Consider the following 23,870-nt stretch of genomic DNA (forward strand, 5'->3'; position numbering starts at 1 on the left):
ATCATTTTTTCTTCCACTACTTTCCTGCTACATTCAACGAAAAAGGTTGAGATGCATTATATTCTCACTTTCTCTTTCATTTACGGGAAAAGCCGCCCGCTTCGCTACGCTAGCGGCCGGTGAGAACGCCGGTACTCGAAAAGCAATCCGAAAAAATGCTGTTCTGTCTTCATTCCGGCAACTGCACAGCCGGCGCCAGCACATCCTCAAGCCCTATCACTCCTGTGATATGCCCTACTTTCATTTTGTGCTGGCAGTATCCAGGGCGTTTAGCTTTGCTGCAGCTTCTGTAAAAAAATAGTCTCCAAAGTCATTCACTTTCCACATGGGAGCGTGGATATCCACCATGATGAAATATTTGTCTTTAGCACATTCCCCGTGAAGGCACATGAGTTCTTCACTTGATCGGGCAATGTAATAAGTGCCGCGGCGGTCAATAGGAAGAAAGGCTCCGTTACTGCTGTTGTCCCAGTATATTTCCATGTTGGCTGGCCTGCGGGCATTTTCTTTATAGCCTTCCCAGAGCCAGAACGTAACGTTTCCTATTTGCATCGGTACCGTATTCCACCCTTTCTCTGTGGTATAATAGTCCAGGACCTGACTGGCTGCTTCGGGACTCTCCATTTCGTATATGGAATATTCAACCTCGTAATCAGTCCGGACAGAATCACTGATATACAGGATACTGGCCTGATCCAGCACCAGGGATTCAAATTTTCCTTCGGTTTCCACATTCATAGGGTCCATCAGGAGTTTTACACGCCTTGTATCCGGGACGTTATCAAGAAATAGAGAGGCAAATTCAGGCTTGAGGACAGGCTCGGGGACCTCGCCGGAGTACAGCACAGGCTCAATGTAGACGTCTCCCTCAAGATTGGGATTTGAAGAAGAATCCTGGCTGAGTACTCCGCTCAAGAGCAGGTATAAGATAACCAGCAACAGTGAGGCAAAAATAATCAGATACGGGATATAATCTTTAAGTGTTTTACCCGGTTTTGCTCCCCTGCCACGTTCATCATTTAGGGAATTTGTGGAAGTTTCTTTTGTTTTCTCGTTTTCGGCCAAGTCGATCACTGTTTTAGAGATATTTGCTGGTTAGAGATATTTGCTGGTTAGAGATATTTGCCAATTAAGGGATTACCTGACGAAGTACCTGCCCATTAACTGCCCATTACCAGGCAGATCTATTGTCTAAAAATGTAATTGTTATACCGTTATATACTTTTCTTATTACCCGTCCCCCCGATAACTAATTCACCGAATGGTAAATTGGATATCAGGCTGACACTCAATAAACTCAACAGAGTTGTCCCCACGAAAAGGATCGGATAAAATACCCAATTATCACTGTAAATGTTAAAATGCTCTAACTGGATAATTATCAAAGTTATGAAGAAAAAATGGACTAAATATATTCCAAAAGAATGCCTGCCCAGAGAATACATTATTGATGTCAGCAGATTTTCTCTTTTCATGATTTTACTTGATGCTTCAAAGAGAAGGAAGAAGATAAGCGGATAATATAGGACCTCGATAATTACTGGAATGATAAAATATAGGGTTGACATGGAATAAAAGGAATCAAAACCTTTTACGTAATACCCGAAGCCAACTATCCAGAAAAATGAGATAATTATTGTGATGAGGGCTAAAATCAAAAGTAATATGACTTTATATTTTTTTATTGATTCCATGTAAGCATATACAAAATGAAAATTCTTACTAACATAGATTCCTAAAACGAAGTAAAAAAGATACGGAATAAAGATCCTTTTTGCCAGATATATGAATAATGGCTCGTATCCACCGGTTTCAATAATGAGTGCCGATATGGACCATGTAACCTGGATAATTAATGAAAGCATCAGAAAAGTAAAGAGGTTATTCCGCTCATCAAAATGGCTGTAAATACATATTATAACCGGATAGAAAATATAAAAGCCCGTTATGGTTAAAAAAAACCACATATGAATAGCGCTATTTGCCGTAAGTATTTTTAAAATAATTTCCGAAAACGACGGAAGGTTATTGGATAGAATCGCAAAGAATGAAATATATAAAATTGAAAATAGAAGATATTGTGGGATAATTGATATCACTCTTTTTTTATAGAATTCCTTTACCGAAAAGAGCCCGTAATATTTATTTGACAATACAAACCCTGATATGAAAATGAAAAGAGGAACCCCATACTGGGAAAAAACATCAATGAACAGGTTAAATATTACCAGGGAATTTAAATAGAATATTTTTGAGAAGTTTGTGGACGAGTGAATTGCTATTACTGCTAAGATTGCAAAGCCTCTTAAAAAATCAATTTCCCTTATCCGGGTGTTCTGGAATGAATTGTTAGCATTATTTTTCATAATTTCCTTCCATATACCCTTCATACTAAAATTTTTATTTGAAACTTATTTAAAACTTATTTGAAAATGAATTTTACAAAAAATTTACTTCAGGTCCTAAATATAACATCCCGATCACTGTTAATAAAAAATTAACATTAAAAATTGGCATTAGGACTTAACATTTTATAAATAATTTTCTGCAAGTTATATAATAAAATTGCAATCTGAAATGAGGATTTGCGATTTAGAGATTTAGAAGCTTTTCTGGTAAACATATGTTAATTTATTTAGTCCTGTACATGTACTATTTTTATAATTGAAGAGTAATAACTCTTTAATACATTTATTATAGATATAGAGTGACAATTACATTTAAACACATGTGTATAAGGTAGTAAAGTATAAAAACAATATTTACTTTTTTATAATTTTTTTACTATGTACTAAAACAAATGGGTGGAAAAAAAATGAAAACGTGCAAAGGAAAAATTTTAGCTTTCCTTATGGCTTTTATAATGATATCCTCGATTCCGGGCCTGGCAGCTGCCCAGGCTCATGAACAGGATGGCAAAGATACGAATACACATTCGACCTTTGAGAACTGGTGGCTCGGGGTTCTTGGGATACAGACGAAAATAAGTAATATAGAAGAGCAGATTGCTAATCAGCAAGAACAAATAGACAACTTAGCCCAAGTTCTCGGTTCGGAAGAAACTCCGGGAACAGAAGAACAGGATCAACTAAATCAGGAAGGTATAGTAGGGCCACAAGGACCTGCAGGACCACAAGGTGAACAGGGACCGCAGGGTGAGAAAGGCGAAAAGGGTTCAAAAGGTAGTCGAGGTAGTGAAGGACCAGTAGGACCGCAAGGTGAGCAGGGACCAGCAGGACCGCAAGGTGAGCAGGGACCAAAAGGAGACACTGGTGACCAAGGACCAGCAGGACCGCAAGGTGAGCAGGGACCAGCAGGACCGCAAGGTGAGCAGGGACCGGCAGGACCACAAGGTGAGCAGGGACCAGCAGGACCGCAAGGTGAGCAGGGACCAGCAGGACCGCAAGGTGAGCAGGGACCAGCAGGACCGCAAGGAGAACAGGGACCGGTAGGACCACAAGGTGAACAGGGACCAAAAGGAGACACTGGTGACCAAGGACCAGTAGGACCGCAAGGTGAGCAGGGACCGGCAGGACCGGTGGGGCCACAAGGATTACCTGGAGCTGATGGTGCAGACGGTATTTCAAGCTGGGACCTGAATGAAAATGGGATAGCTGATCCGGAAGAAGATATTAACGGAGACGGTGTGATAAACGTTTCCGATGCTCAGGGACCGAGAGGAATTTCATGCTGGGACCTGAATGAAAACGGGATAGCTGATCCGGAAGAAGACATTAACGAAGACGGTGTAGTAAATGTCTTTGATGCCCGTGATAACAACACACATAGGTTATATACAACATATACTGGAGGTAGCCAACCTTTCGATAATAGGCAACCCTATTTAGGAGTTAATTACATCATTGCACTTGTTGGGGTGTTCCCAAGCCGAAGTTCAGAACCCTTTATAGGTGAAATTAGAATGTTCGCAGGAAATTTTGCTCCTCGAGGCTGGGCTTTCTGTGATGGGCAACTTCTTCCCATTTCACAAAACACGGCTCTCTTCTCTATCCTGGGTACGACCTACGGCGGAGACGGCCGAACCACTTTCGGATTGCCTGACCTTCGCGGCCGTGTGCCGGTACATGCGGGATCAGGACCTGGCCTCTCAACTGTAAGGCTTGGAGATACAGGTGGAGCAGAAACTGTAACTCTATCTCAGGCACAGATGCCAAGTCATAACCACACCATTCCTGAGGTATAAATCGGTTCCTCCCCGCAGGAACCTTTTTCCCCTTTCTTTTTTACATACAATCACTTGGGTAACATGAAGTTAATAGCCTTAATATTCATCATAATTTCCTTAATAATCGGAACGGCAGTATTTCAGGGTATGTCCGGGAACGGCAATTTAGAGAATACCGTTGATGAAACTAAAATAAATCTGAATAATGAAATTGGTAGGGATTTGAACGATGAAGTTAGAAGCGATTTGAACGATGAAAATTCGGTATCCGATCACATAGTTAATCTTGCTCGAATCCCTGATGACCCTTATTTTAACAGGTCGTGGAGTTTGCATAATATGGGGCAGACCGGGGGTGTCCCTAATGCTGACATCGATGCTCCGGAAGCCTGGGGATTGCAAACAGGAAGCAATAATGCAGTAATAATTGCGGTTATTGATACAGGAGTTGACTACACCCATCCGGACCTTGCCGCTAACATCTGGACAAATCCCGGAGAAATTCCCGGCAATGGGATAGACGATGACCTGAACGGTTTTGTTGATGATGTCCACGGCTGGGACTTTGCAAACAATGACAATGACCCCTATGACGACGATTACACAGGGCATGGAACACACTGTGCGGGAATAATAGGAGCCTCAGGCAACAATAGCGCCGGGATAGCAGGCGTCAACTGGAATGTAAAAATAATGCCGCTCAAATTTTTTGATAGCAATGGGTTCGGCACAACAGATGATGCTATAAGTTGCATAAAGTACGCAACCATGATGGGCGCAGATATAATAAGCAACAGCTGGGGAGAGCTCGAATATAACCGGGACTTGAAAGATGCCATATCGACTGCCAATGATTCAGGGATATTATTCGTTACATCTGCAGGTGATTATAGGCTTGATACCGACCATTCACCATATTACCCTGCAAGCTATGACGTTCCCTGCATAGTTTCGGTTGCTGCAACAGATCACAATGATCAGCTGTCTTTTTTATCCAACTACGGAGCTTCATCAGTAGATTTAGGTGCTCCAGGAGTTGAAATTTATTCAACCGCCCCCGGAAATTCCTATGCATATAACAGCGGCTCCTCCATGGCAGTTCCACATGTAGCCGGCGTCGCCGGGCTGATCAAAGCCCGGGATCCCGAACTCTCCTGTGAAGAGTTAAAAGAAAAGTTACTGGCGGCAGTAGACCCGATCCCGTCCCTGGAAGAAAAAACAGTTACGGGGGGAAGGCTAAATGCCTATAATTGCCTGGAAGCCGATTCCGTTCCTCCTTCCGAAGCCGCCAGCCTAACCGTTGTTAACAGGACGTTTTATTCCGTAACCCTGGCATGGACGGCTAGCGGAGATGACGGAAACGCCGGGATTGCAAAACTGTATGATATCAGGTATTCTACGTCTCCCCTCACCGATCTGAACTGGAATTCGGCAATAAAAGTATCAGGAGAGCCGAAACCACAAAGAGCGGGCTCTTCCGAGACATTTAAAGTGACAGGACTTTTGAACAGGAGCACCTTTAACAGCACAACCTATTACTTTGGAATTAAAGTGATCGACAATGCAGGCAATCCTTCAAAGTTATCGGAAGTATCCGAAACGACAACAACTCCGGTAATAGTATTTCAGGACACCATGGAAAACGGAATAGGAGGATGGACGCATTCGGGAGCCGGGGACAACTGGGAATACGGAAGTCCGACATCAGGCCCCGGATGTGCCTGTTCGGGCTCCAATGTGTGGGCAACCAACCTTTCAGGGAATTACGGAACAGAGTCCATGAACGCTTCACTGGTATCCCCTCAAATCAACCTGAGTGGAATCAGGTCAGCGCAGTTAACATTCCAGCATTTTTACAACACAGACACAGGATATGATGGGGCAATTGTCGAAATATCCAGTGACGGTGGCAGTTCCTGGACACAGGTAACACCATCCGGAGGATACCCGGCGATTATAGATGACAGCAATGGCAACCCACTCGGTCCGGTTCCTGCCTATAGCAGTTATACCGGCGCCAGATGGCATGAAGCCGTTTTCGACATTTCAGCATTTGACAGAAAAAACGTAAAGATCCGGTTCAGGTTCGGAACTGACAGAGCAATCAGCAGGTTTTCCGGCTGGTATATCGATGATGTAGTTGTAAGAGGGGAAATTCTCGGGAATAAATAACAGCCCGGTCTCAGGAGACATCCAGGCCTCCCAAATTCCCACCATCAATCCGAAAAAACACAGCTATGTCTTCAGTCCGGCAGCTGCACAACCGCAGCCAGCACATCCTCATCCCCTATTACTCTGCTGACGTGTCCTTTTCCTCCCGTATCCTCAAGCTGCACAATGCTGCCGGCCCCGAATCTGCGCATTTCCCCATCACTCACTCCGACTTCTATTTCCCCGGAAAGGAAGAAGAAAAACTGGTGATGCGGAGTCGGGTGCCAGTCCCCGAACCAGCCAGCCGGAAACCGGCAGAAAGCGAACTGCGATGCCTGGCGGAAAGACGAAAGGAAAAGCGGAGGAGCCGGAGGGGAAAAATCGACTTCTGCAAATTCAATATCCCTGTCCTCAAAATATGACATGCCGTCAGAATCCGAATATACACGAGTGTACTCCATACAAAACAGACCTCCCATTTTTATGTTTATGAGGAAAGGATATAACCCTTTCCTAAGAAACCGGTATGCTGGTATTGGGGAGGGTATGGACCGTAATAGAGAATAGGAGAACCGGGTTCACAGCACAATTAACAAAGCGCCACGAATGAACCATAATTTTTTACATATGTAAAACTATTTTAATATATCAAATAACTAATAGAGTGAAACTCTTAATGAGGTTTGCCGATGGATGAAAAATTCTACTCAAACATAAAGATCGTCGATTCTATTCAAAAAGACGGTTTCAAAGTCGAAATTCTCGAATGCAACCACCTTAAAGGCAGTAAAGATGCAGCCCTCGCAGAAGACCTGTTCTATATACGGAATGCAGGTATGTCCCTGAAAATGGTCAAGGTGACCCTTGAAGACAGCGGACTTATTACCGAATCAGGGGCTCTCTATTTCCACAAAGGGTGTATCGACTGCGTGTCAAATATAGGAGGAGTTGGCGGACTTGCTAAAAAGTTGATCAAAAGCAAGCTTACCAGTGAGTCCACCTTCAAACCCATATACAAAGGGACAGGAGAAATCTTCCTTGAACCATCCTTTAGCCACTACATCATCATGAACCTGGAAAACGAGTCCATAGTCGTGGACAAAGGGATTTTCTACTGCTGTGAACAGGGGATGGAAATCGGGGTAGCTTCCCAGAAAAACCTCTCATCTGGACTCCTGGGAGGAGAAGGCTGGTTCCAGACCCAGATCAGCGGTACGGGTGCCGTGGTTCTCGAAATCCCAATCCCGATGGAAGAAGTGCTTAAATACGAACTTAATAATGAAAGAATCCAGGTTGACGGGAATTTCACCCTGCTTCGTTCAGGCGCTGTAGCCTTCAGTGTCCAGCGCTCAAGCAAAAAACTCCTCGGTTCCATGACAAGTGGAGAAGGCTTGCTCCAGACCTTCGAAGGCACCGGACATGTGTGGATCGCTCCAACCCAGCCCGTCTACAACCGCCTGAAATACAACGGAATTCCCCAGATGGGAAGCGCAGGAAAGAACATCGATAATTCGAGTTGAATTAAAAAAATCGTGAATAGTTAACCTGCTTAATTCTTAGTTTTTTTCTTTCATTTCTTTTTTTACATTTTGGAATTTTACAGATAAAACAGGCAGATTCGCTTCACTCTGCTGCTGGGGAGAACGCCGGAACCTGAAAAATGAAAAAAAATAGAAGCTCAATAAAAAAATAAAATCACTGTTATGTTTTTGACGGTACTTCTTCCATCTCCCGGTGGGCTTCCTTGATTTGATCGGCGGTGAATTTGTTTAACTTTACTGCACGTGCTTTACTGCGCAGGGACCCGGGAACAATTTTCAGGGCTCCCGCTTCACTCTCAGCATTAACTATAGCCCAGCCCATATGCACCCCGACCAGGCAGCCAAAATGATACTGTTCCAATACAGCAGGCCCCATCTCAAGCAATTCATCCAGAGCTCCCAGACACTCCTCCGCAGTGTGTGGGGACTCAATAAGATACATATCCGTAATTTTTCCCTCCACTCTTGTTCATATTCCTGGTTTCGACAACCATTGACACACTGAGGTATCATTTTCAACTACGATGTTTCATCATATATAATTTCTGATTATATATTGAGGATTGAAATATTACTCTTTTCCAAAATCCAGTGATTGATGAAAAACTGAGACATGAAACGAAAATGGAAAAACAAAATGGAAAACAAAATGGAAAAACGAAATGAAAAATCGGAAGAGAGCGCAGCTTTTAATTTAGTTACATGATGTATATATTATATAGACCACATATAAATAAACTTTAGTATAGCTTATTTAAATATTAGAATGTATGTGCAAAATAAAAATTACTTTTCTGGTATTTACTCTAACGTTGCTGTGTACAGGCTGCGTTGAAGATACGGCTGTAATTACGGAAAATACAATCAATGCGGACTCGGTTGAAGACTACGATATCGCGGCCGCAAACAATGCTTTTGCTTTTGACATGTATTCGCAGTTTGCGCAAATGGAAGCAGGGGAAGAAAGAAACGTCTTCTTTTCACCGCACAGCATATCGGCTGCCATGGCGATCTGTTATGAGGGGGCTGAAAACACAACTAAAGAGCAGATATCAAACGTATTTTATTTCCCCACGAACAAAACGGTTTTGAAAGTTCGTTTGAAAGAGATGAACGACGGGATCAATTCCGGAAGCGGCGATTACGAGCTTGAAACTGCAAATGCGCTCTGGGTTCAGGAAGGGTATCCCATAAAAGAAGCGTATGTTTTCAACGTGAAAAACTACTATGACGGCGAAGTGACAAATCTCGACTTTGTGGGAAAACCGGTTGACTCAAGAGACACCATCAACGAATGGGTCGAAGACAGGACCAATGATAAAATAAAAGACCTGGTTCCGAAAGATTCGATTACGCCTGATACACGGATAATTATCACGAATGCTATTTACTTCAATGGAAAATGGGTGTATGAATTTGATAAGGAGATGACGGGCAAAAGAACTTTCTATCCGGCGAAAGGGGAAGAAATTCCTGTGGACATGATGTACATGTTTAAAAGTTTTAATTATGGTGAAAACTCAAAAGCAAAAATCATAGAACTTCCTTACAAAGGCAATGACTTATCCATGTACATTGTGCTTCCGAAAGACAACGACATTAAAGACTTTGAAACCGATTTCACGGCAAACGATTATAAAAAACTTAAAAACGACATGGAATTAACGGAGGAAGTGAAGACTTCGATACCGAAATTTAAGTTTGGGACTAAAACCAGGCTTACCAATTCCCTAATTGAAATGGGTGTCGTGGATGCCTTTAACCCCAACCGGGCGAATTTTTCAGGAATTAGTGACGGGCAATTAGAAATATCCGAAGTGATTCACCAAACTTTCATAGATGTGCAGGAAGAAGGCACTGAAGCTGCCGCAGCAACAGAGGTCGAGATGGAGATGGGTATGGATTTCTCATGGGATTCCAAACCCAAGGAATTCAAAGCCGACCACCCGTTCATGTTCTTCATAGAGGACAAAAGGACAAATTGCATTCTTTTCATGGGGAAAGTTGAATACCCGGAGTATGAGGAAGCTGAAGGGCTTTGAAGCCTGTAATAGAAAAAGTAACTGAAATAGGACTTACGCAGTTGAACCCAAAACCAGAAGCAGAAAAACTGCTGAGTTTTTGGATTTCAAAACCCTCTCTTCCTCCTTTTTGGCTTTCAGGAAAAGCCTTCCGCTTCGCTTCATTCTCCTGACGATGAAGACACAGGTACCCGAAAAGCAAACCGAAAAAGCCCAACGACAATACCTTTAATAAAAATCCCGCTCAACTATGGATAAGGAGATAAAAAGGGACACAGGAAATAGTTGGTGGGAATCTTGGTAGACCAATCAGGCATACACGATAAAACCTTCAGCTTGAGCGCAGATGAAAGAATCGATGCCCTGGAACAGTTCAGAGCCAGTTTTGAATCATTTCCGGATCGACAGCAGGTTTTTGATGACCTTTTAAGGCTCTGTTCCGATGAAGATGAAACTGTACAGGAAAAGGCAATTAATGCCCTTGAAGCCGTTTTTCCTCTTGTGCCTGATAGGAAAAAAGCCTGGGAAGAGCTTGCAGGACTTGTAAAATCGGTTTCGGTGCCGGAAACCGTCAGATGGGAGATCATCAACGTCCTTCCATCAATATTTCCACAAGTTGCGGACATGAAACAGGTCTGGACGGAACTGATCGAAATAACTGCTTCTGAAGACAGCCGTGTGCAGGAAAAGGCAGCTTCTTATCTTGAAACGGTTTTCCCGGAACTTTCGGAAAAGGAGAGGGAAGAAGCCTGGAAAGACTTTCTGGGGCTGATAGGGACGGAGAACCAGGCAACCTGGAAAGCTACTGTTTTGTCCCTTGTTTCTTCATTTGCCTATGTCCCGGACAAAAGGAGAGCCTGGGACAAACTCCTCCGGTTAACCGGAAAAGAAAGCACTTATGCAAGAGAACAAACGATGGAAGCTCTCATTTTGCTTTTTCCCTCCATGCCGGACAAAACAAAGGTCTGGGCGGATTTTACAGCCCTTGCGGGGAGCAAGTATGAAAATGTCCGGGAAATGGCATCGGATGCACTGATTTTGCTATACCCCTACCAGGAAGACCGGGAGAAAGTCTGGGATGACCTGATCAGACTTGCACGAAAGGGAGATAACTATGTACGGGGAAGTGCTGCAGACATCCTGGCACGGATCTTCCACCAGCAGCCTGATGGCGAAAAAGTCAGGGAAGACATCAAGAGCCTGGCAGGGGAAAGATATGACTATATTGTCCAGAGGGCTTTAGAGGTGCTGGGGCCTGACTATCCCCAGCTTTTCGAAGCACAGGACCCGATTGAGGAGCTTTACAAGCTTGCGAGGGAAAAGGCTCCTTATGCAAAATGGAAAGCTGCCAGCGGCTCCGAGGTTGGGGATTCCCGGAAAAAAAGCGACAGCTCCCTTCAAGATGAAGAATAAGAGGGGGGAAAGAAAAGGGAGAAGAAGAAAAGATAAGGAACAAATGGTACAGAACAAAAGTAGTAAGTAGTAAGCTGAAAGTCAGATTTCCGTTATCTCTCTGGACATGCCCCGGTAGTACGCAAAGAGGTCTTCTCCCCAGCGCAGGCCTTCGGGTTCAAAACACAAAATATCATTGTCATGGTCGTATGTCCCATTGTTGTAGAAAAGGCCAAGAGAAAGGAAGCAGTTCGTCACCGCACTTGAAAGCAGCATTTCTTTTTCATACACATAGAGCCGGGTGTTGTTCAGGCTCAGGAACTGCTCAATTTCAGGCCTGAATTCCGTCCTCATCCTTTCAAAAACAGGCTCAGTCACAATAAGGGAAACATCGATGCCTCTCTCTGCAAATTCCAGAAACATTTTCGGGTATAGTGGATGGAGAAAAGGGGAGATGCCTTTAACGAATTCCGATTTTGCAATGTTTTCCACGAATTCCGTGTGAGGGGAAAACATATTACTCTTATCAAGTGGGCTGGCAAAAGTGGAATGTTTAAGTTCGGAAATTCTATTTAATAGATCGGGGGGTATTCCTTCAAGCCTGTGATTATTCCAGAAATCATGTTTATTTTCAAATGATTCTAAAGTATCGACCAGCTCCCGCATATTTTCAGCTATTGTCTCCCCGATGAGTGTCAAACCGTATTTATTATCCTCCCGGTACAGGAGATGTCTCTCTTTAAGTATTTTTATCTGCGGCTGAACCGATGTAGAACTGTAATTCAGGGAATTTTCGATTTCTTTAATGCTTTTCGGACCTTCCCTCAACAACAGAAGAACTTTTTCCCTTTTCTCGGAAAGAAAAACAAGATCAAGAAGGGAGGCTTCCATTCAGGTATCCTCATAATTAATATTGAATTATTATATATGAAGGATACATCTTTCATTATTTATAGATTTTACTAAATTTTATTGTTTTCATCTCTTATTCCATAAAGCAGAAAGCTTCCATGCGGATTGTGAATTATAGTCCCAAACATAAAAATTTACACTTACTTTATAAGCACGGAAGACACGGAACGTACGGAAGGATTGTGCCCCTATTTCCGTTATCCGTGTTTTCCGTGATTTCTGTGGTTAAACTTCACTTGAGACTGATGAAGGAATTTGGGGCCTTGACTATAAAATATTGTGAATCCGAAAACTATGAATCAAGGAATTTTTTAAAAATAAAATCAATACCTTTAATAAAACTCCCACCAACTGTTTTACAAGAAGTAGTAAGTTGGAAAGAAAGGAAACGGAAAAACTGGATAGTAAAAAAAAGAACTGGGAAAGAAAACCTGGAAAAAAACGGAAAGGAAAAAGGAACAGTTGGTGGGAACAGTTGATTGACCAGGACATCGTACACGATAAAACTTTCAGCCCCCTTTCAAGCGAGCGAATCGAGGCTATGGGACAGCTAAGTGCTTCTTTTGAATCGGTTCCTGACAGGCAACAGGCTTTTGAAGACATGCTCAGGCTCTCTTCCGATAAGTGCGATGAAGTAAGGGAAAGCGCAGTTTCCTCCCTTTCAACCGTTTTTTCGAAGCTTCCGGAAAGCGGCAAAATCCAGGCATGGGAGAGGTTCATAAACCTCACGGCTTACCCTTCCGAGAAAATATTAAAAGCCGCAGTCCAGGCCCTAGTTTCTACTTTTCCACACAACTCGAATAAGGAAAATGCCTGGGAAGACCTTATGGAACTGGTAAACTCAAATTCCAGCCTGGAAGATGTCCGCACTGGAATTATCCGTTCGCTCCCCACCCTTTTCCTCCACATTCCAGACAGGAAAAAAGCTTATTCGGACCTCGTGCACCTGGCTGAAAAGGAGGACAGCGATGTGCTGAGGGAGCTTATAGAAAACCCTGATTCAATCAATCCGCAATTCCCTGAAGAAGATCTGGAAAAGGACAGGAAAGAATGTGAAGAAAAGGGAAAAATAAGTGAAGAAAAGAGCAGGAAAGAATGTGGAGAAAAAGAGAGTATAGAAGAGGGAAGGAAAGAAAGTGAGAAAAAACTAATAGGGAAGAAAAAATCAGAGAAAAAAGAAGTTGGAAAACCTGAAAGATTTCATGATTACGAACCATCTTCCGAAAAAGCAGGGGCTTTTGAAAGAGCCAGATGCCTGCGAAAAGATGCCGCAGAGTTCTCTGCCGGATCATATCCCGCCAACCTGCCGGATAAAAAAGAAGTTGTTGCCGAACTTATCCGCCTGAATTCGGACCCCGACCCCTTGGTACGGAGAGGGGCAATGGACTCTCTGCTTGCCCTTTATTCCCGGAGGACGGGGAAAATGCAGGACATCTGGGGGGAGCTCCTTGAAAGGACGAAGGACGGGGACAGCGCTGTCAGGAAAGAGACTGCCGAACTGCTGGCCCATGTGCTGCCCGGGGTTGAGGAAAAAGCAGGGGTCTTTTTCGACCTAGTCCACCTGGCTTCAGGGCAGGATACCCAGCTCCGGAAGAGGGCAGCGGAACTTCTCTCCGGGGCTTTTTCCCATGCTGAAGACAAAAAAAGGGCCTGGGGAGAACTTGTCAGGCTTGCTTCCTCCGAGGACAGGGAAGTCCGGAGGGGAGCTGCAAAAGCCCTTGCCCCGGCTTATCCCGAGGTCCCCGATAAAGGGAAAGCCTGGAAGGACCTGGTCCGGCTTTCAGGGTACAGCGACAGTTTTGTGCAGAGGGCTGCAGCCCGGACCCTTACGCCTGCCTTTTTTCATGTGCCGGATAAAACCGGAGCCTGGAGGGACCTGCAGCTGCTTATCGAGGACCCATACACCTATGTCAGGAAGTATGCCTTCCGGACCCTTGCCAGGGCTTCCCTCTGGCGTTCGCTTAAGGCAGAAAATGAGGCTACATACATTTACGGGCTGAAAGAGGCTGCGGGTTATTTTAAGGAAGCCTCGGAAATTCCCTTCGAAGGCGACACTCCCGAATTTTACCGGCCCTTTTACGAGGCCTACCTCTACATAATTGTCAGCGACCGGCCTTTAGAAAAAGCCAGGCTTGAGACCAAACTCTACCTTTCTAAGGCAGCACGGGAAGCAAGAGACCTTGAAGAAAAACGGAAGCTGCTCGACAAAGGTGAAAAGTTCGCCGAACTTCTCCAGGCTGCGGGAAAACTCAGTCCCGAAGACCTGCCTGCCCGGAAAAAACTGCTTGAGACCTGCATCCGGGAGTTTGACAGGGCAACGGAGCTCTTTAAGAACACCGAAGAAGAGGCGATTACTGCAAAGAAAATTGTGAAAAAAGAATACCCGAAAATCGGGAAAGTGCTCCTTGAACAGAAGCTAAAAGAGACCCTCTCCGGGATCCGGTACAAAGCCAGGATCACCTGCCTCAAGGCAAAAGGGACCCCTGCCGAAAACCTGGCGTGCACGGTCAGCCTGAAGGTGAGAGGATGGAAGTTCGAAGCCCTTGAAAAAGACCGGAAGGAGCTGGACAGGCAGCTTGAGTCCCTGCTTAACGTCCTCAGGAGCAAAATCCCCTTTGTGCCTGAAAACATGTACATCTTCGAGAAAATTGAAGACATCCGGCAGGAAGAAGATTTGCTTGAACGCTACAAAAAAGTTGCAAGGCTCGTGAGCCTTATCCCAGGAGCCAGAATGCCTTCAAGGAAATGAAAGGGTTCCGGACGGGAAACCCAAACTTTTCAAATACGGCAGCTATGAACCCCTGAAGTTGTCAACCCCTACCTTGAAATTCCTGCCAGCCTTCCCGCCTCCATTCAATTGATTTTATATCCGATCCCGTCAATCCCTTTTTTATGTACGGGGCAGACATAAAAATGACTGTGGAAGACTTCGAACTTGCAAAACCCCCGCTCTCGAAAAAATTCATCAAACAGGCTTTTGAAAAATACGAAGTACAGCACATAGCTCACTTCGGGGGAGAAATGTTCTATGTCGCGGGAACGGACTCTGAACCCATTATTCCCATTTATACCGATGCCACCTACCCCCCGGAGATCGAACTGATCTTCGATTTCATGGCCCGGGAACGGATCCGCATGATAAGGTATGAAAAAGGGGTCATCTACCGGACCGAAATCCCGAAAATCCCGGACTCAAATGGACCTTAAACCGGAAGAACCAAATCGCTTTTTTTCTTTTGTTCTGGTTATTTATAGTTTTATCACGATATTAAATATAATAAATACAGATTGTGTTTTATCGCTAACGGAAGAGGGGGTTAAGATGATGAAACTATGGGAATATGATTCTCGCAAGATCCACGCTGTGCACATGCCGCAGCAGATGACCGACCTTGAAAAAATTGGGAACGAAGGCTGGGAACTTGTCCTGATCAAGGACGACATTGATGATAATGGAACAGCGACGGCGATTTTCAAGAGGGAGAAAAAATAAACCTGGAGTTTTGAACCCGGGAAAATTTTCATATATTTTTTAATTTAGCTTTAATTTTTTGATATTAGGGTAATATTCCTTTTGCTAATTATTGATATTCTTCTGATTACATATTGAGTTTTATTCAGGTACTTGAGAACGTACTCCGTTGCATAAAATGGATATTGCAATGACTTGAATAGACATTGAAATAACTTTAGCAGGTATTGAAATAACTTTTATAGGCATTGCAGTAACTTTTATAGGCACCCGAGCAACCAAAAAAGTTGGTTGAATGCCTATTGAGAGTACTGAGACAACTAAATTTTGGAATCTAAGTACCACTCATTTTGGAGCTGAAGGTTTGAGCAATTTTTTCTCTAGCAGTTCATCCGCCTCTTCCTTGCTCAAAACCCCTCTCATCACCGCAACTTCCGCAACCGGAACCCTCCTTTCCAGCGCTTCCTTTGCAAGCTCCGCCGCCTTCAAATACCCGATTTTCGGGGTAAGGAACGTAACCAGAATCGGGTTAAGTTCAAGATAAGCCCTGCAGCTCTCCTCATTTGCCTTAATCCCCTCGACGCAGCGTTCCCGGAAGACCGGCAGGTAATTCGTTAGCAGGGCAATGGATTCCAGGATATTGCAGGTCATAACCGGGGTCATGACATTGAGCTCTAACTGCCCTGCCTGGGCTGCCATGGCAACGGTTGTGTCATTGCCCACGATCTGGAAGCCGATCATGTCCAGGCACTCTGCCATAACCGGGTTGTACTTCCCGGGCATGATGGAAGAGCCAGGTTGCACGGGAGGGAGCACTATTTCCGAAATCCCTGTGGTGGGCCCTGCGTTCAGGAGCCGGAGATCGTTTGCAATGCGGATGAGTTCGAGAGCGAGTTCCCGGAGAGCCCCGGAAAAGGCTGCAAGCTGGGACCGGCTCTGCAGGACTTCAAAACTGTCCAGGGCAGGGTGGAAGGGCAGGGAGCAAAGCCGGGTAAGCTTCGAAATTACCGTTTCCCTGTACTGCGGATGCGTGTTTGCCCCGGTCCCGGTTGCCGTTCCTCCGATCGGGAGTTCCAGGAGGTCCCCCAACCTTTCTTCTATCCTGGAAGCTGCCCTTTCCAGGGAGGACGCGTAAGCCCCGAATTCGGCACCCAGGGAAACTGGAACCGCATCCATCAGATGGGTCCTGCCGGACTTGGGAATCTGCGAAAACTCAACGGCTTTTTCCCTGAAAGCGTCCGAAAGCCCGGAGAGGACGTCCAGGAGCCGCTCGCCTGCAAAAATAACCCCAATATGGGACGCCGTGGGGAAGGTATCGTTGGTGGACTGGGCTTTATTCACATAGTCGTTCGGGCTAAGGAAAGCGTAGTCTCCCCGCTTTCGCCCAAGCAGTTCCAGCGCCCTGTTTGCCAGCACCTCGTTTACGTTCATGTTAAAAGAAGTCCCTGCCCCCGCCTGGAAAACGTCCACAGGAAACTGGTCATGGTACCGGCCAGAAAGCCCCTCAAGCACCTCATCGGCTGCTTTCACGATGGCATTTCCCCGCTTTTCGTCAAGTACCCCGAGCTCCATGTTCGTAATAGCTGCCGCCTTTTTTACAAGGATATAGGCTCTCACAAACTCCGGCCTTTCCCGCCTACCACTGACAGGGAAATTGTACATAGCTCGCCTTGTCTGGACGCCGTAATAGGCGTCTTCTGGAACATCCAATTCTCCAAGGGAATCACGCTCAATCCGGGTTTTCGGGTTAATAATCATACCTCCTCTAATTATCAGTAAAAAGATTCTGAAATCTGTTTATTTTGGTTCCTTTCTTTATTCCGACTCCTTTTTTTATTCCGGCTCCTTTCCAAGCTTCTGGATTTCCCTTCTTGCCTTGCCGATCCCGAGGATCGGAGGAACGCCTTTAGGGCAGACAGCCTTGCAGTTTGCGTTGAACTCGCAGCCCCACCATCCTCTTTTGTCATTGGCAAGCATGAGCCTGGAATCGTCTTCCGCTTCGCGGGGATCGATATGGAAACGGTAAAGTTTGGCAAGGGCTGCGGGTCCAAGGAACTCTTTTGTTTCTCCTTCTCCTTCTCCTTCTCCTTCTCCTTCTCCATCTCCTTGTTCATCACTTTCTGCTTTTCCCGAAATCGGGCAGGCACCTACACAGGAGGCGCAGAGCACGCAGTTCGTATACTTTTCAAGCTCTGAAACGGCTTCTTGATCCATTAAACGCTCTTTTTCGGGAGCTTCGGAAGTCGGCTTGAAGGTAGGTTCGACCGCCCGGTAGAACTCGAAGAATTTGTCCATGTCCACTATCAGGTCCTTTATTTTAGCCAGGTTCGGGAGAGGTTCTATGAGCACCTCCTCTTTTGGGTCCCAGTCAACAGTTTCTTCCATTCCCGGGAAGGGCCTGAGTTTTACCTGCCCTTTGCCTTTGAGGAGGGACTCCACCTGGGTCCGGCAGGCAAGCCTCGGCACCTTATTTATGAGCATCCCGCAGCTCCCGCAGACGGCACCCCGGCAGGAGTAGCGGAAAGCCAGGGAATCGTCAAGCTCCTCCTGGATTTTGAAGAGAGCGGAAAGCACGGTCATCCCGGGTTCGGGCTTGATTTCAAAGCTGTCGTATCGAGACTCCCCGCTTTCCCCGTCATATCGAAACACTTTCAGCTTCACTTGTATGCACCCCCCATCAGCACAAACTCCATCAGTACACACGCTCCTTTACCGGGAATTTTCCGAGCCTGACAGTCAGGTACTCAAGTACCGGTTTTTCTTCTGGCTTTCCAACCTTCTCTTCAGGCTTTCTTTCGGGTTTCCCCTCAATCTTTCTTTCAGACCCCGGAACTTCCAGGCGGTAAATCGTATGGGCAAGGAATTTTTCATCGTCTCGGTCAGGGTAATCGGTCCGGGCATGGGAACCCCGGCTCTCTTTCCGGGCTATTGCGCCCCTTGCAACGGCTTCTGCAATGTCGAAGAGGCCCCTTAATTCCAGGGCGTAGATAAGAGCCTGGTTGAAAATAGCGGATTTGTTGTCAATGTAGACCTCAGGGTAGTGGCTTTTGAGTTCCAGGAGCTTTTCCAGCCCCTCTTCCATCTTCTTTCCTTCCCGGAATACCCCGAAAGACTCGAACATAAGCTTCTTCAGCTCGTCCCGGAGCCCGGCCATTTTCACGCCCGAGTCCCTGGCAAGCAGGGCTTTTACTCTTCCATCTTCTTCGGAGAGCTTTTTCAGGACTGCTTTTTCATCCGCTTTTCTATCCTCTTTTCTATCCGCTTCTGCCGGCCGGGCTCCGAACCCTGAAGAGGAGAGGGATTTCCCTATCCCCTGTCCGGCAAGTTTTCCAAAGACCACGGTTTCGAGCAGGGAATTGCCTCCGAGCCGGTTTGCCCCGTGCACACTTACGCAGGAACATTCCCCTGCCGCGTAGAGCCCGGGAAGCTCAGTTGCAAGGTCGTTTCCGACAGCTATTCCCCCCATGGAATAGTGCTGCCCGGGCTGCACGGGAACGGGCTCTTCTATCGGATCCACGCCTGCAAAGTCCATGCTTATCAGGCGGATGCCGGGGAGACGTTCCAGGATCTTATCTTTTCCCAGGTGCCGGAGGTCGAGCAGGACGTACTTATTGTCAAAACCCCTGCCTTCATCGATTTCCTGCTGGATCGAACGGGCTACGATGTCCCTTGGAGCCAGTTCCATGGACTTCGGGACATAAGCTTTCATGAAACGCTCATTTTTATTGTTCAGGAGGTACCCGCCTTCCCCCCGAGCTCCTTCGGTGATCAGGATGTTGGTCCCGAAAAGGGTGGTCGGGTGGAACTGCACGAATTCCATGTCCTTTAAGGGGACCCCTGCCCGCAGCGCCAGGGAAGCCCCGTCCCCGGTATTGATCAGGGCGTTTGTGGAACGGGTAAAGAGCCGCCCGAAACCTCCGGTTGCAAGGAGCAGAGCCCGGCAGGAAAAGCCGTGCAGGGTCCGGTCGGCAAGGTTTATAGAGGTACAGCCCACACAGCGTCCCCCGGTTTTTACCAGGGAAGTTACGAAAAATTCTTCGTAAAAAGTGATCCTTCCACTTCTTTTGCTTTTTACGCTGCTTTTACTTCCCTTACTTTCTTCACTTCCTTGACTTCCTTTACTTTGCTCCAGTTCCCTGCCCATGAGCTGCTCATAAAGGGTATGCAGGATGTTGTGCCCGGTCCGGTCGGCTGCGTAGCAGGTCCTCGGGAACATCCCTCCTCCGAAGGGGCGCTGGGCAATCCTCCCGTCTTCCAGCCTCGAAAAAACGGTCCCGAAGTGTTCAAGCTCTATAACGGCACCGGGCGAATTTTTGCACATTAGTTCCACGGCGTCCTGGTCGGCAAGGTAATCCGAACCCTTGACGGTGTCGAAGGCGTGGTCTTCCCAGGAATCCCCGGCCTGCGCGTTCCCGAGTGCTGCGTTCATCCCGCCCTGGGCTGCCACCGAGTGCGAGCGGAGCGGGTGTACCTTGGAAATTACCGCAGTATCAAGCCCGGAGTCCACCGTTTCGATGGCTGCCCGAAGCCCTGTCAGCCCGGCCCCGATAATGATGACGTCATGGGTGTGGATAGAATATCCTGATTCTGTTTCTTCTCCCCCCAAATAATTCCCCCGAAGTTTGATTTCTCGGATTTAATTTTTTGGATTTGATTCCGGATTTGATTTATCGGATTTGATTTATCGGATTTGATTTATCGGATTTGATTTATCGGATTTGATTTATCAGATTTAATTTAGGATTTGGCTTTGGGATTATCATTATCAGTAAAAAGGTGCAGGGTGATCAGAGCCTGCACAATCAAAGTTCACAGACCAGGTTCCCGAGTTCTATCGAAAAGGTCTCGTAGTTTACGGAATAATCGATAGGGCACTCGACGACCACCACTTTGTTGAGGGAAAAGGCTTTTTCCAGGACTTCGGCAAGGTCGTCTCCTTCTTCCACCCAGAAACCTGTAGCCCCGAAACTTTCGGCAAAGCGGGCAAAGTCAGGGTTCCCGTAGTCAAGGGCGAAGTCCTCAAAATGCATTTTCTTCTGCTTCCACTTGATGAAGCCAAAGGCGTTGTCGTTCAGGACGAGGACGACGACCGGGATCTTATAGCGGATTGCGGTTTCGAGTTCCTGGCAGTTCATCATGAAGCCCCCGTCCCCGCAGATGGCAAGCACCCGCTTATCAGGGTTGACCATTTTTGCGGCAATCCCTGCAGGGAGCCCGGCTCCCATAGTCGCCAGGGCGTTGTCCAGGAGGACAGTATTCGGGGCATAGGTCTTGTAGAGGCGGGAGAACCAGAGCTTGTATATCCCGTTGTCCAGGCTGATGATGTCTTTCCTGCCGAGCACTTCCCGGACGCTTTGGACAACCGAATGGGGAAGGGGAGGATAACTTTTCCCTTCATATGCATTGATTTTCCCCTCGATGAAAGCCCTTGTTGCTGCAAAGATGGGAAACTCCCGTTTCCCGGGGATCCTTGCAGCTATTTCCCGGATCGAGGCTGCAATGTCCCCTATGACTTCCAGGTCGGGGTTAAAGTACCTGTCAGGCAAGGACTCAACAAAATCAATGTTGATGATTTTTTTGTCCAGCATCCTGTTCCAGAGGTAAGGGGGATATTCAACTATGTCGTATCCTACGGTTATGATCAGGTCTGCCTCGTCAATCCCGCAGTTTACGTAGTCGTGGGCATGGATCCCCGTGGCAAAGAGGCTGCAGGGGCAGTCGTCAGGGACAACGCCTTTTCCCATCTGGGTATGCACCAGGTAGATCCCGGTCTTCCTGGCAAAGTCCTCAAGCTCGTCGGTAATGGATGTTCTGTTTGCCCCGGAAGAGACGATGATCAGGGGTTTTTTTGCCTCACAGATCATGGTTGCAGCCTTTTCAATGGCAGCAGGTTCAGGGTACGGGATTTCGATTTTAGCCTTCCTCTGGACCACGGCATCGGTCTCCTTCTCTGCCACGTCCTCGGGAAGCTCTATATGGACCGCCCCGGGCCGCTCGGCTTCCGCGTGCTTGAAAGCGTTCCTGATCACGGTGGGGATAGTCCCGGGATCGGCTATGGAAACCGCCTTTTTGCAGAGCGGCTCCATCATCCGGACCACGTCCACAAGCTGGAAGCGGGCCTGCCAGTTATCGAAAAGGGCTTTTTGCCCCGAAATCGAGATGAAAGGAGCACCGATAAGCTGTGCCTGGGCAACGCCTGTTACGAGGTTGGTTGCTCCCGGCCCGAGCGTTGAAAAACAGACCCCCGCCTTCCCGGTCAGCCGCCCGTAAGCCGCAGCCATGAAAGCCGCTGCCTGTTCGTGCCTTGTTATGATAATTTTGATCTTCGATTTCCTGAGCGATTCAAGGAAGTCCAGGTTTTCCTCCCCCGGAAGCCCGAAAATGTACTCGACCCCTTCTTCTTCAAGCTGGGCCACGAAAAGATCTGAAGCTTTCATATAAAAATCTCCTGAATGTTTTCATTATTATAGTCTATACCCCAAATATCTTAACCAATCTCAGGTGAATGTTTAACCACCGAAAGCACGGAAAACACGGAATAAAGAAGACAGGGTCACAATCCTTCCGTGCTTTCCGTGTCTTCCGTGGTTTTAATGTAATTGTCCGTGGTTGTAATGCGGCTGTAAATGCTTACTTTCCGGACTATAATTGAGCACAAAGGTCCTCCACCTGTTGGCAGCTCAGTTCCTTATTTGTTGACCTCGATGGTCCCTTATTTGTTGACCACCACGGTCTTGATGTTCACGAACTCCTTGAGCCCGTAGTGGGAAAGTTCCCTTCCTACCCCGGACTTCTTGATCCCGCCGAAGGGCAGCCTGGGATCGGACTTGACCATCCCGTTGACCACGACGAAGCCGGACTTTATGCGCTTTGCAAGCCGCTCTGCCCGTTCCGGGTCCCCTGACCAGATAGTGCCCCCCAGCCCGAACTCGGTGGAGTTTGCGACTTCCACGGCTTCGTTCTCGTCTTTGACCATGATAACCGGCGCAATCGGCCCGAAGATTTCCAGGCTGCAGACCTTCATGTCGGTGCTGGCAGCCGGGACAAGTGCAGGCCTGAAGAAAAAGCCCTTCTGGTGCTCTTGCCCATGGATTTTTGGCCTGGAACCTTTCTTTTCCGCGTCTTTCAGGACCTTTTCAAGCTCCCCCACAAATACCTTTTTCGCGACAGGCCCGATGTCGGTCTCCGGGTCCATGGGGTCCCCGACCTTGAGCTGCTGCATATATTCGTCAAACTTCTCGGAAAACTCCACGACCACGTCTTCTATAATGATAAAGCGCTTTGCAGCAATACAGCTTTGCCCGGCATTGATAAAGCGAGCTTTTACCGCCATCTGCGCAGCCGCGTCCACGTCCGCGTCCTCGAGCACGATGAAGGGGTCGGACCCCCCTAGTTCCAGCACAAGCGGCTTGATCTTCTTTCCCGCAAGCTCTCCTACCGCAGACCCGGCTGCAACGCTTCCGGTCAGCGAGACCCCGTCCACAAGCCCGCAGTCAATCATCTTCATCGCAGTCTTCGAGTCGATCAGCAGCGTCTTAAACACGTTATCAGGCAGTCCCGCCTCCAGAAAGACCTTCTGGATCTCCAGTGCCGACCCCGGCACGTTCGAAGCATGCTTGAGCAAACAGACGTTTCCCGCAGCCAGCGCCGGCACCACAAAGCGAAACACCTGCCAGAACGGGAAGTTCCAGGGCATGATCCCGAAAATGACTCCAAGCGGCTCGAAGCTGATGTAGCTCTTCTCAGCCTCCGTTTCCACAACCTCGTCCTTCAAAAAGCCAGCCGCGTTCTCCGCATAATACTCGCAGGCCCAGGCACATTTCTCAATCTCGGACAGGGACTCCCGGATAGGCTTTCCCATCTCCTTTGTTATGACCTCGGCATAAACCCGTTTGTTTTGCCTGAGCACGCCTGCAGCCCGGGCGATGTACCTGACCCTCTCCTCCACCGAAAGGGTACTCCAGCCCTCAAAAGCAGCCCTTGACAGTTCTATTTGCTGCTGGCAGTCTTTGAAAGAAAGCGGGTCGTAGGTCCAGTTGAGTTCTTCAGTATAAGGATTAACGGATTTGATTTTCAGATTAGTTCCCCCCTGCTTAGTAATTTGGGGGTTTTGGGTATTATAATTTAGGGAGGAGAGGAAAGATGAATAAATCCTTTTTTCTAAAAATATAGGAAGGTTTAGGATCCAAACACAA

At 47.0% G+C, this 23,870-nt stretch carries 21 protein-coding genes; 10 read left to right on the plus strand and 11 right to left on the minus strand.

The window, feature by feature from the left end:
* Positions 1 to 240: 240 nt before the first annotated feature.
* The 3 genes from MSMTP_RS11640 to MSMTP_RS20005 all read right to left on the minus strand — a co-directional run bounded on the left by MSMTP_RS11640 (position 241) and on the right by MSMTP_RS20005 (position 3,548).
* Positions 241 to 1,065 (minus strand): hypothetical protein, encoded by an 825-nt coding sequence (locus MSMTP_RS11640; protein ID WP_048179541.1) that lies wholly within the window; start codon positions 1,063 to 1,065, stop codon positions 241 to 243.
* A 149-nt stretch (positions 1,066 to 1,214) separates the two neighbouring features.
* On the minus strand, positions 1,215 to 2,366 hold the full coding sequence (locus tag MSMTP_RS11645) for an acyltransferase (protein ID WP_048179542.1): 1,152 nt from the start codon (positions 2,364 to 2,366) through the stop codon (positions 1,215 to 1,217).
* 642 nt (positions 2,367 to 3,008) lie between these two features.
* Positions 3,009 to 3,548, minus strand: a complete 540-nt coding sequence (locus MSMTP_RS20005) for a hypothetical protein (protein WP_231582766.1) — start codon at positions 3,546 to 3,548, stop codon at positions 3,009 to 3,011.
* Here MSMTP_RS20005 and MSMTP_RS20010 point away from each other — a divergent pair.
* Positions 3,539 to 4,204 carry a tail fiber protein gene (locus MSMTP_RS20010; RefSeq protein WP_231582767.1) on the plus strand — a complete coding sequence of 222 codons (666 nt, stop codon included), beginning with the start codon at positions 3,539 to 3,541 and terminating at the stop codon, positions 4,202 to 4,204. The two genes, MSMTP_RS20005 and MSMTP_RS20010, sit on opposite strands and share 10 nt — an antisense overlap.
* Before the next feature lie 321 nt (positions 4,205 to 4,525).
* Positions 4,526 to 6,358, plus strand: coding sequence for a S8 family peptidase (locus tag MSMTP_RS18065; RefSeq protein WP_052718391.1), 1,833 nt, complete (start codon positions 4,526 to 4,528; stop codon positions 6,356 to 6,358).
* Positions 6,359 to 6,429: 71 nt separating this feature from the next.
* Here MSMTP_RS18065 and MSMTP_RS11660 read toward each other — a convergent pair whose 3' ends face one another.
* Positions 6,430 to 6,798, minus strand: coding sequence for a cupin domain-containing protein (locus MSMTP_RS11660; protein WP_156153814.1), 369 nt, complete (start codon positions 6,796 to 6,798; stop codon positions 6,430 to 6,432).
* Positions 6,799 to 7,026: 228 nt separating this feature from the next.
* Here MSMTP_RS11660 and MSMTP_RS11665 point away from each other — a divergent pair, with 228 nt between their 5' ends.
* Positions 7,027 to 7,857, plus strand: coding sequence for an AIM24 family protein (locus tag MSMTP_RS11665; RefSeq protein ID WP_048179547.1), 831 nt, complete (start codon positions 7,027 to 7,029; stop codon positions 7,855 to 7,857).
* Positions 7,858 to 8,038: 181 nt separating this feature from the next.
* Here MSMTP_RS11665 and MSMTP_RS11670 read toward each other — a convergent pair whose 3' ends face one another.
* The gene (locus tag MSMTP_RS11670; RefSeq protein WP_156153815.1) at positions 8,039 to 8,320 is read right to left on the minus strand and encodes a hypothetical protein; all 282 of its coding nucleotides are present in this window, start codon (positions 8,318 to 8,320) and stop codon (positions 8,039 to 8,041) included.
* A 328-nt stretch (positions 8,321 to 8,648) separates the two neighbouring features.
* On the opposite strand from MSMTP_RS11670, the gene MSMTP_RS11675 reads away from it, so the two are divergent.
* From MSMTP_RS11675 to MSMTP_RS11680, 3 genes are all read left to right on the plus strand, one after another.
* Positions 8,649 to 9,920: a serpin family protein gene (locus tag MSMTP_RS11675; protein ID WP_048179552.1), complete on the plus strand. Its 1,272-nt coding sequence runs from the start codon at positions 8,649 to 8,651 to the stop codon at positions 9,918 to 9,920.
* Positions 9,917 to 10,072, plus strand: coding sequence for a hypothetical protein (locus MSMTP_RS19330; protein ID WP_156153816.1), 156 nt, complete (start codon positions 9,917 to 9,919; stop codon positions 10,070 to 10,072). Before MSMTP_RS11675 ends, MSMTP_RS19330 begins: the two co-directional genes overlap by 4 nt.
* A gap of 124 nt (positions 10,073 to 10,196) precedes the next feature.
* Complete coding sequence (locus tag MSMTP_RS11680) at positions 10,197 to 11,312, plus strand: hypothetical protein (RefSeq protein ID WP_156153817.1); 1,116 nt, start codon at positions 10,197 to 10,199, stop codon at positions 11,310 to 11,312.
* Between the two features lie 81 nt (positions 11,313 to 11,393).
* On the opposite strand, the gene MSMTP_RS11685 is transcribed toward MSMTP_RS11680, so the two are convergent.
* A complete protein-coding gene (locus tag MSMTP_RS11685; RefSeq protein WP_048179556.1) occupies positions 11,394 to 12,182 on the minus strand; it encodes a winged helix-turn-helix domain-containing protein in 789 nt (262 codons plus the stop codon).
* Positions 12,183 to 12,439: 257 nt separating this feature from the next.
* Here MSMTP_RS11685 and MSMTP_RS19335 point away from each other — a divergent pair, with 257 nt between their 5' ends.
* From MSMTP_RS19335 to MSMTP_RS19340, 4 genes are all read left to right on the plus strand, one after another.
* Complete coding sequence (locus tag MSMTP_RS19335; RefSeq protein WP_156153818.1) at positions 12,440 to 12,682, plus strand: hypothetical protein; 243 nt, start codon at positions 12,440 to 12,442, stop codon at positions 12,680 to 12,682.
* Positions 12,679 to 14,952, plus strand: coding sequence for a HEAT repeat domain-containing protein (locus tag MSMTP_RS11690; RefSeq protein ID WP_048183477.1), 2,274 nt, complete (start codon positions 12,679 to 12,681; stop codon positions 14,950 to 14,952). The genes MSMTP_RS19335 and MSMTP_RS11690 overlap by 4 nt, the downstream gene beginning before the upstream one ends.
* 164 nt (positions 14,953 to 15,116) lie before the next feature.
* Positions 15,117 to 15,410, plus strand: coding sequence for a hypothetical protein (locus tag MSMTP_RS11695; protein WP_231582768.1), 294 nt, complete (start codon positions 15,117 to 15,119; stop codon positions 15,408 to 15,410).
* Between the two features lie 115 nt (positions 15,411 to 15,525).
* Entirely contained in the window at positions 15,526 to 15,696 is a 171-nt protein-coding gene (locus MSMTP_RS19340; RefSeq protein ID WP_156153819.1) for a hypothetical protein, read from the plus strand.
* A 324-nt stretch (positions 15,697 to 16,020) separates the two neighbouring features.
* Here MSMTP_RS19340 and MSMTP_RS11705 read toward each other — a convergent pair whose 3' ends face one another.
* The 5 genes from MSMTP_RS11705 to MSMTP_RS11725 all read right to left on the minus strand — a co-directional run bounded on the left by MSMTP_RS11705 (position 16,021) and on the right by MSMTP_RS11725 (position 23,752).
* The gene (locus tag MSMTP_RS11705; protein WP_048179564.1) at positions 16,021 to 17,433 is read right to left on the minus strand and encodes an aspartate ammonia-lyase; all 1,413 of its coding nucleotides are present in this window, start codon (positions 17,431 to 17,433) and stop codon (positions 16,021 to 16,023) included.
* 75 nt (positions 17,434 to 17,508) lie between these two features.
* Entirely contained in the window at positions 17,509 to 18,336 is an 828-nt protein-coding gene (locus tag MSMTP_RS11710) for a succinate dehydrogenase/fumarate reductase iron-sulfur subunit (protein ID WP_048179566.1), read from the minus strand.
* A 31-nt stretch (positions 18,337 to 18,367) separates the two neighbouring features.
* Positions 18,368 to 20,281, minus strand: coding sequence for an FAD-binding protein (locus tag MSMTP_RS11715; RefSeq protein WP_048179569.1), 1,914 nt, complete (start codon positions 20,279 to 20,281; stop codon positions 18,368 to 18,370).
* 196 nt (positions 20,282 to 20,477) lie between these two features.
* Entirely contained in the window at positions 20,478 to 22,112 is a 1,635-nt protein-coding gene (locus MSMTP_RS11720) for an acetolactate synthase large subunit (RefSeq protein ID WP_048179572.1), read from the minus strand.
* Positions 22,113 to 22,387: 275 nt separating this feature from the next.
* Positions 22,388 to 23,752, minus strand: coding sequence for an NAD-dependent succinate-semialdehyde dehydrogenase (locus tag MSMTP_RS11725; RefSeq protein ID WP_048179575.1), 1,365 nt, complete (start codon positions 23,750 to 23,752; stop codon positions 22,388 to 22,390).
* Positions 23,753 to 23,870 lie beyond the last annotated feature (118 nt).

Origin of the sequence: Methanosarcina sp. MTP4 (genome assembly GCF_000970045.1) — an archaeon.
Lineage (GTDB): Archaea > Halobacteriota > Methanosarcinia > Methanosarcinales > Methanosarcinaceae > MTP4.

What these genes read in the sequence shown, in the direction of transcription:
- MSMTP_RS11670 (WP_156153815.1), bottom strand. Translation starts at nt 8,320, where the DNA reads ATGTATCTTATTGAGTCCCCACACACTGCGGAGGAGTGTCTGGGAGCT.
- MSMTP_RS11685 (WP_048179556.1), bottom strand. Translation starts at nt 12,182, where the DNA reads ATGGAAGCCTCCCTTCTTGATCTTGTTTTTCTTTCCGAGAAAAGGGAA.
- MSMTP_RS11705 (WP_048179564.1), bottom strand. Translation starts at nt 17,433, where the DNA reads ATGATTATTAACCCGAAAACCCGGATTGAGCGTGATTCCCTTGGAGAA.
- MSMTP_RS11720 (WP_048179572.1), bottom strand. Translation starts at nt 22,112, where the DNA reads ATGAAAGCTTCAGATCTTTTCGTGGCCCAGCTTGAAGAAGAAGGGGTC.
- MSMTP_RS19340 (WP_156153819.1), top strand. Translation starts at nt 15,526, where the DNA reads ATGATGAAACTATGGGAATATGATTCTCGCAAGATCCACGCTGTGCAC.
- MSMTP_RS11665 (WP_048179547.1), top strand. Translation starts at nt 7,027, where the DNA reads ATGGATGAAAAATTCTACTCAAACATAAAGATCGTCGATTCTATTCAA.
- MSMTP_RS11675 (WP_048179552.1), top strand. Translation starts at nt 8,649, where the DNA reads ATGTGCAAAATAAAAATTACTTTTCTGGTATTTACTCTAACGTTGCTG.
- MSMTP_RS11695 (WP_231582768.1), top strand. Translation starts at nt 15,117, where the DNA reads ATGACTGTGGAAGACTTCGAACTTGCAAAACCCCCGCTCTCGAAAAAA.
- MSMTP_RS11645 (WP_048179542.1), bottom strand. Translation starts at nt 2,366, where the DNA reads ATGAAAAATAATGCTAACAATTCATTCCAGAACACCCGGATAAGGGAA.
- MSMTP_RS11660 (WP_156153814.1), bottom strand. Translation starts at nt 6,798, where the DNA reads ATGGAGTACACTCGTGTATATTCGGATTCTGACGGCATGTCATATTTT.
- MSMTP_RS18065 (WP_052718391.1), top strand. Translation starts at nt 4,526, where the DNA reads ATGGGGCAGACCGGGGGTGTCCCTAATGCTGACATCGATGCTCCGGAA.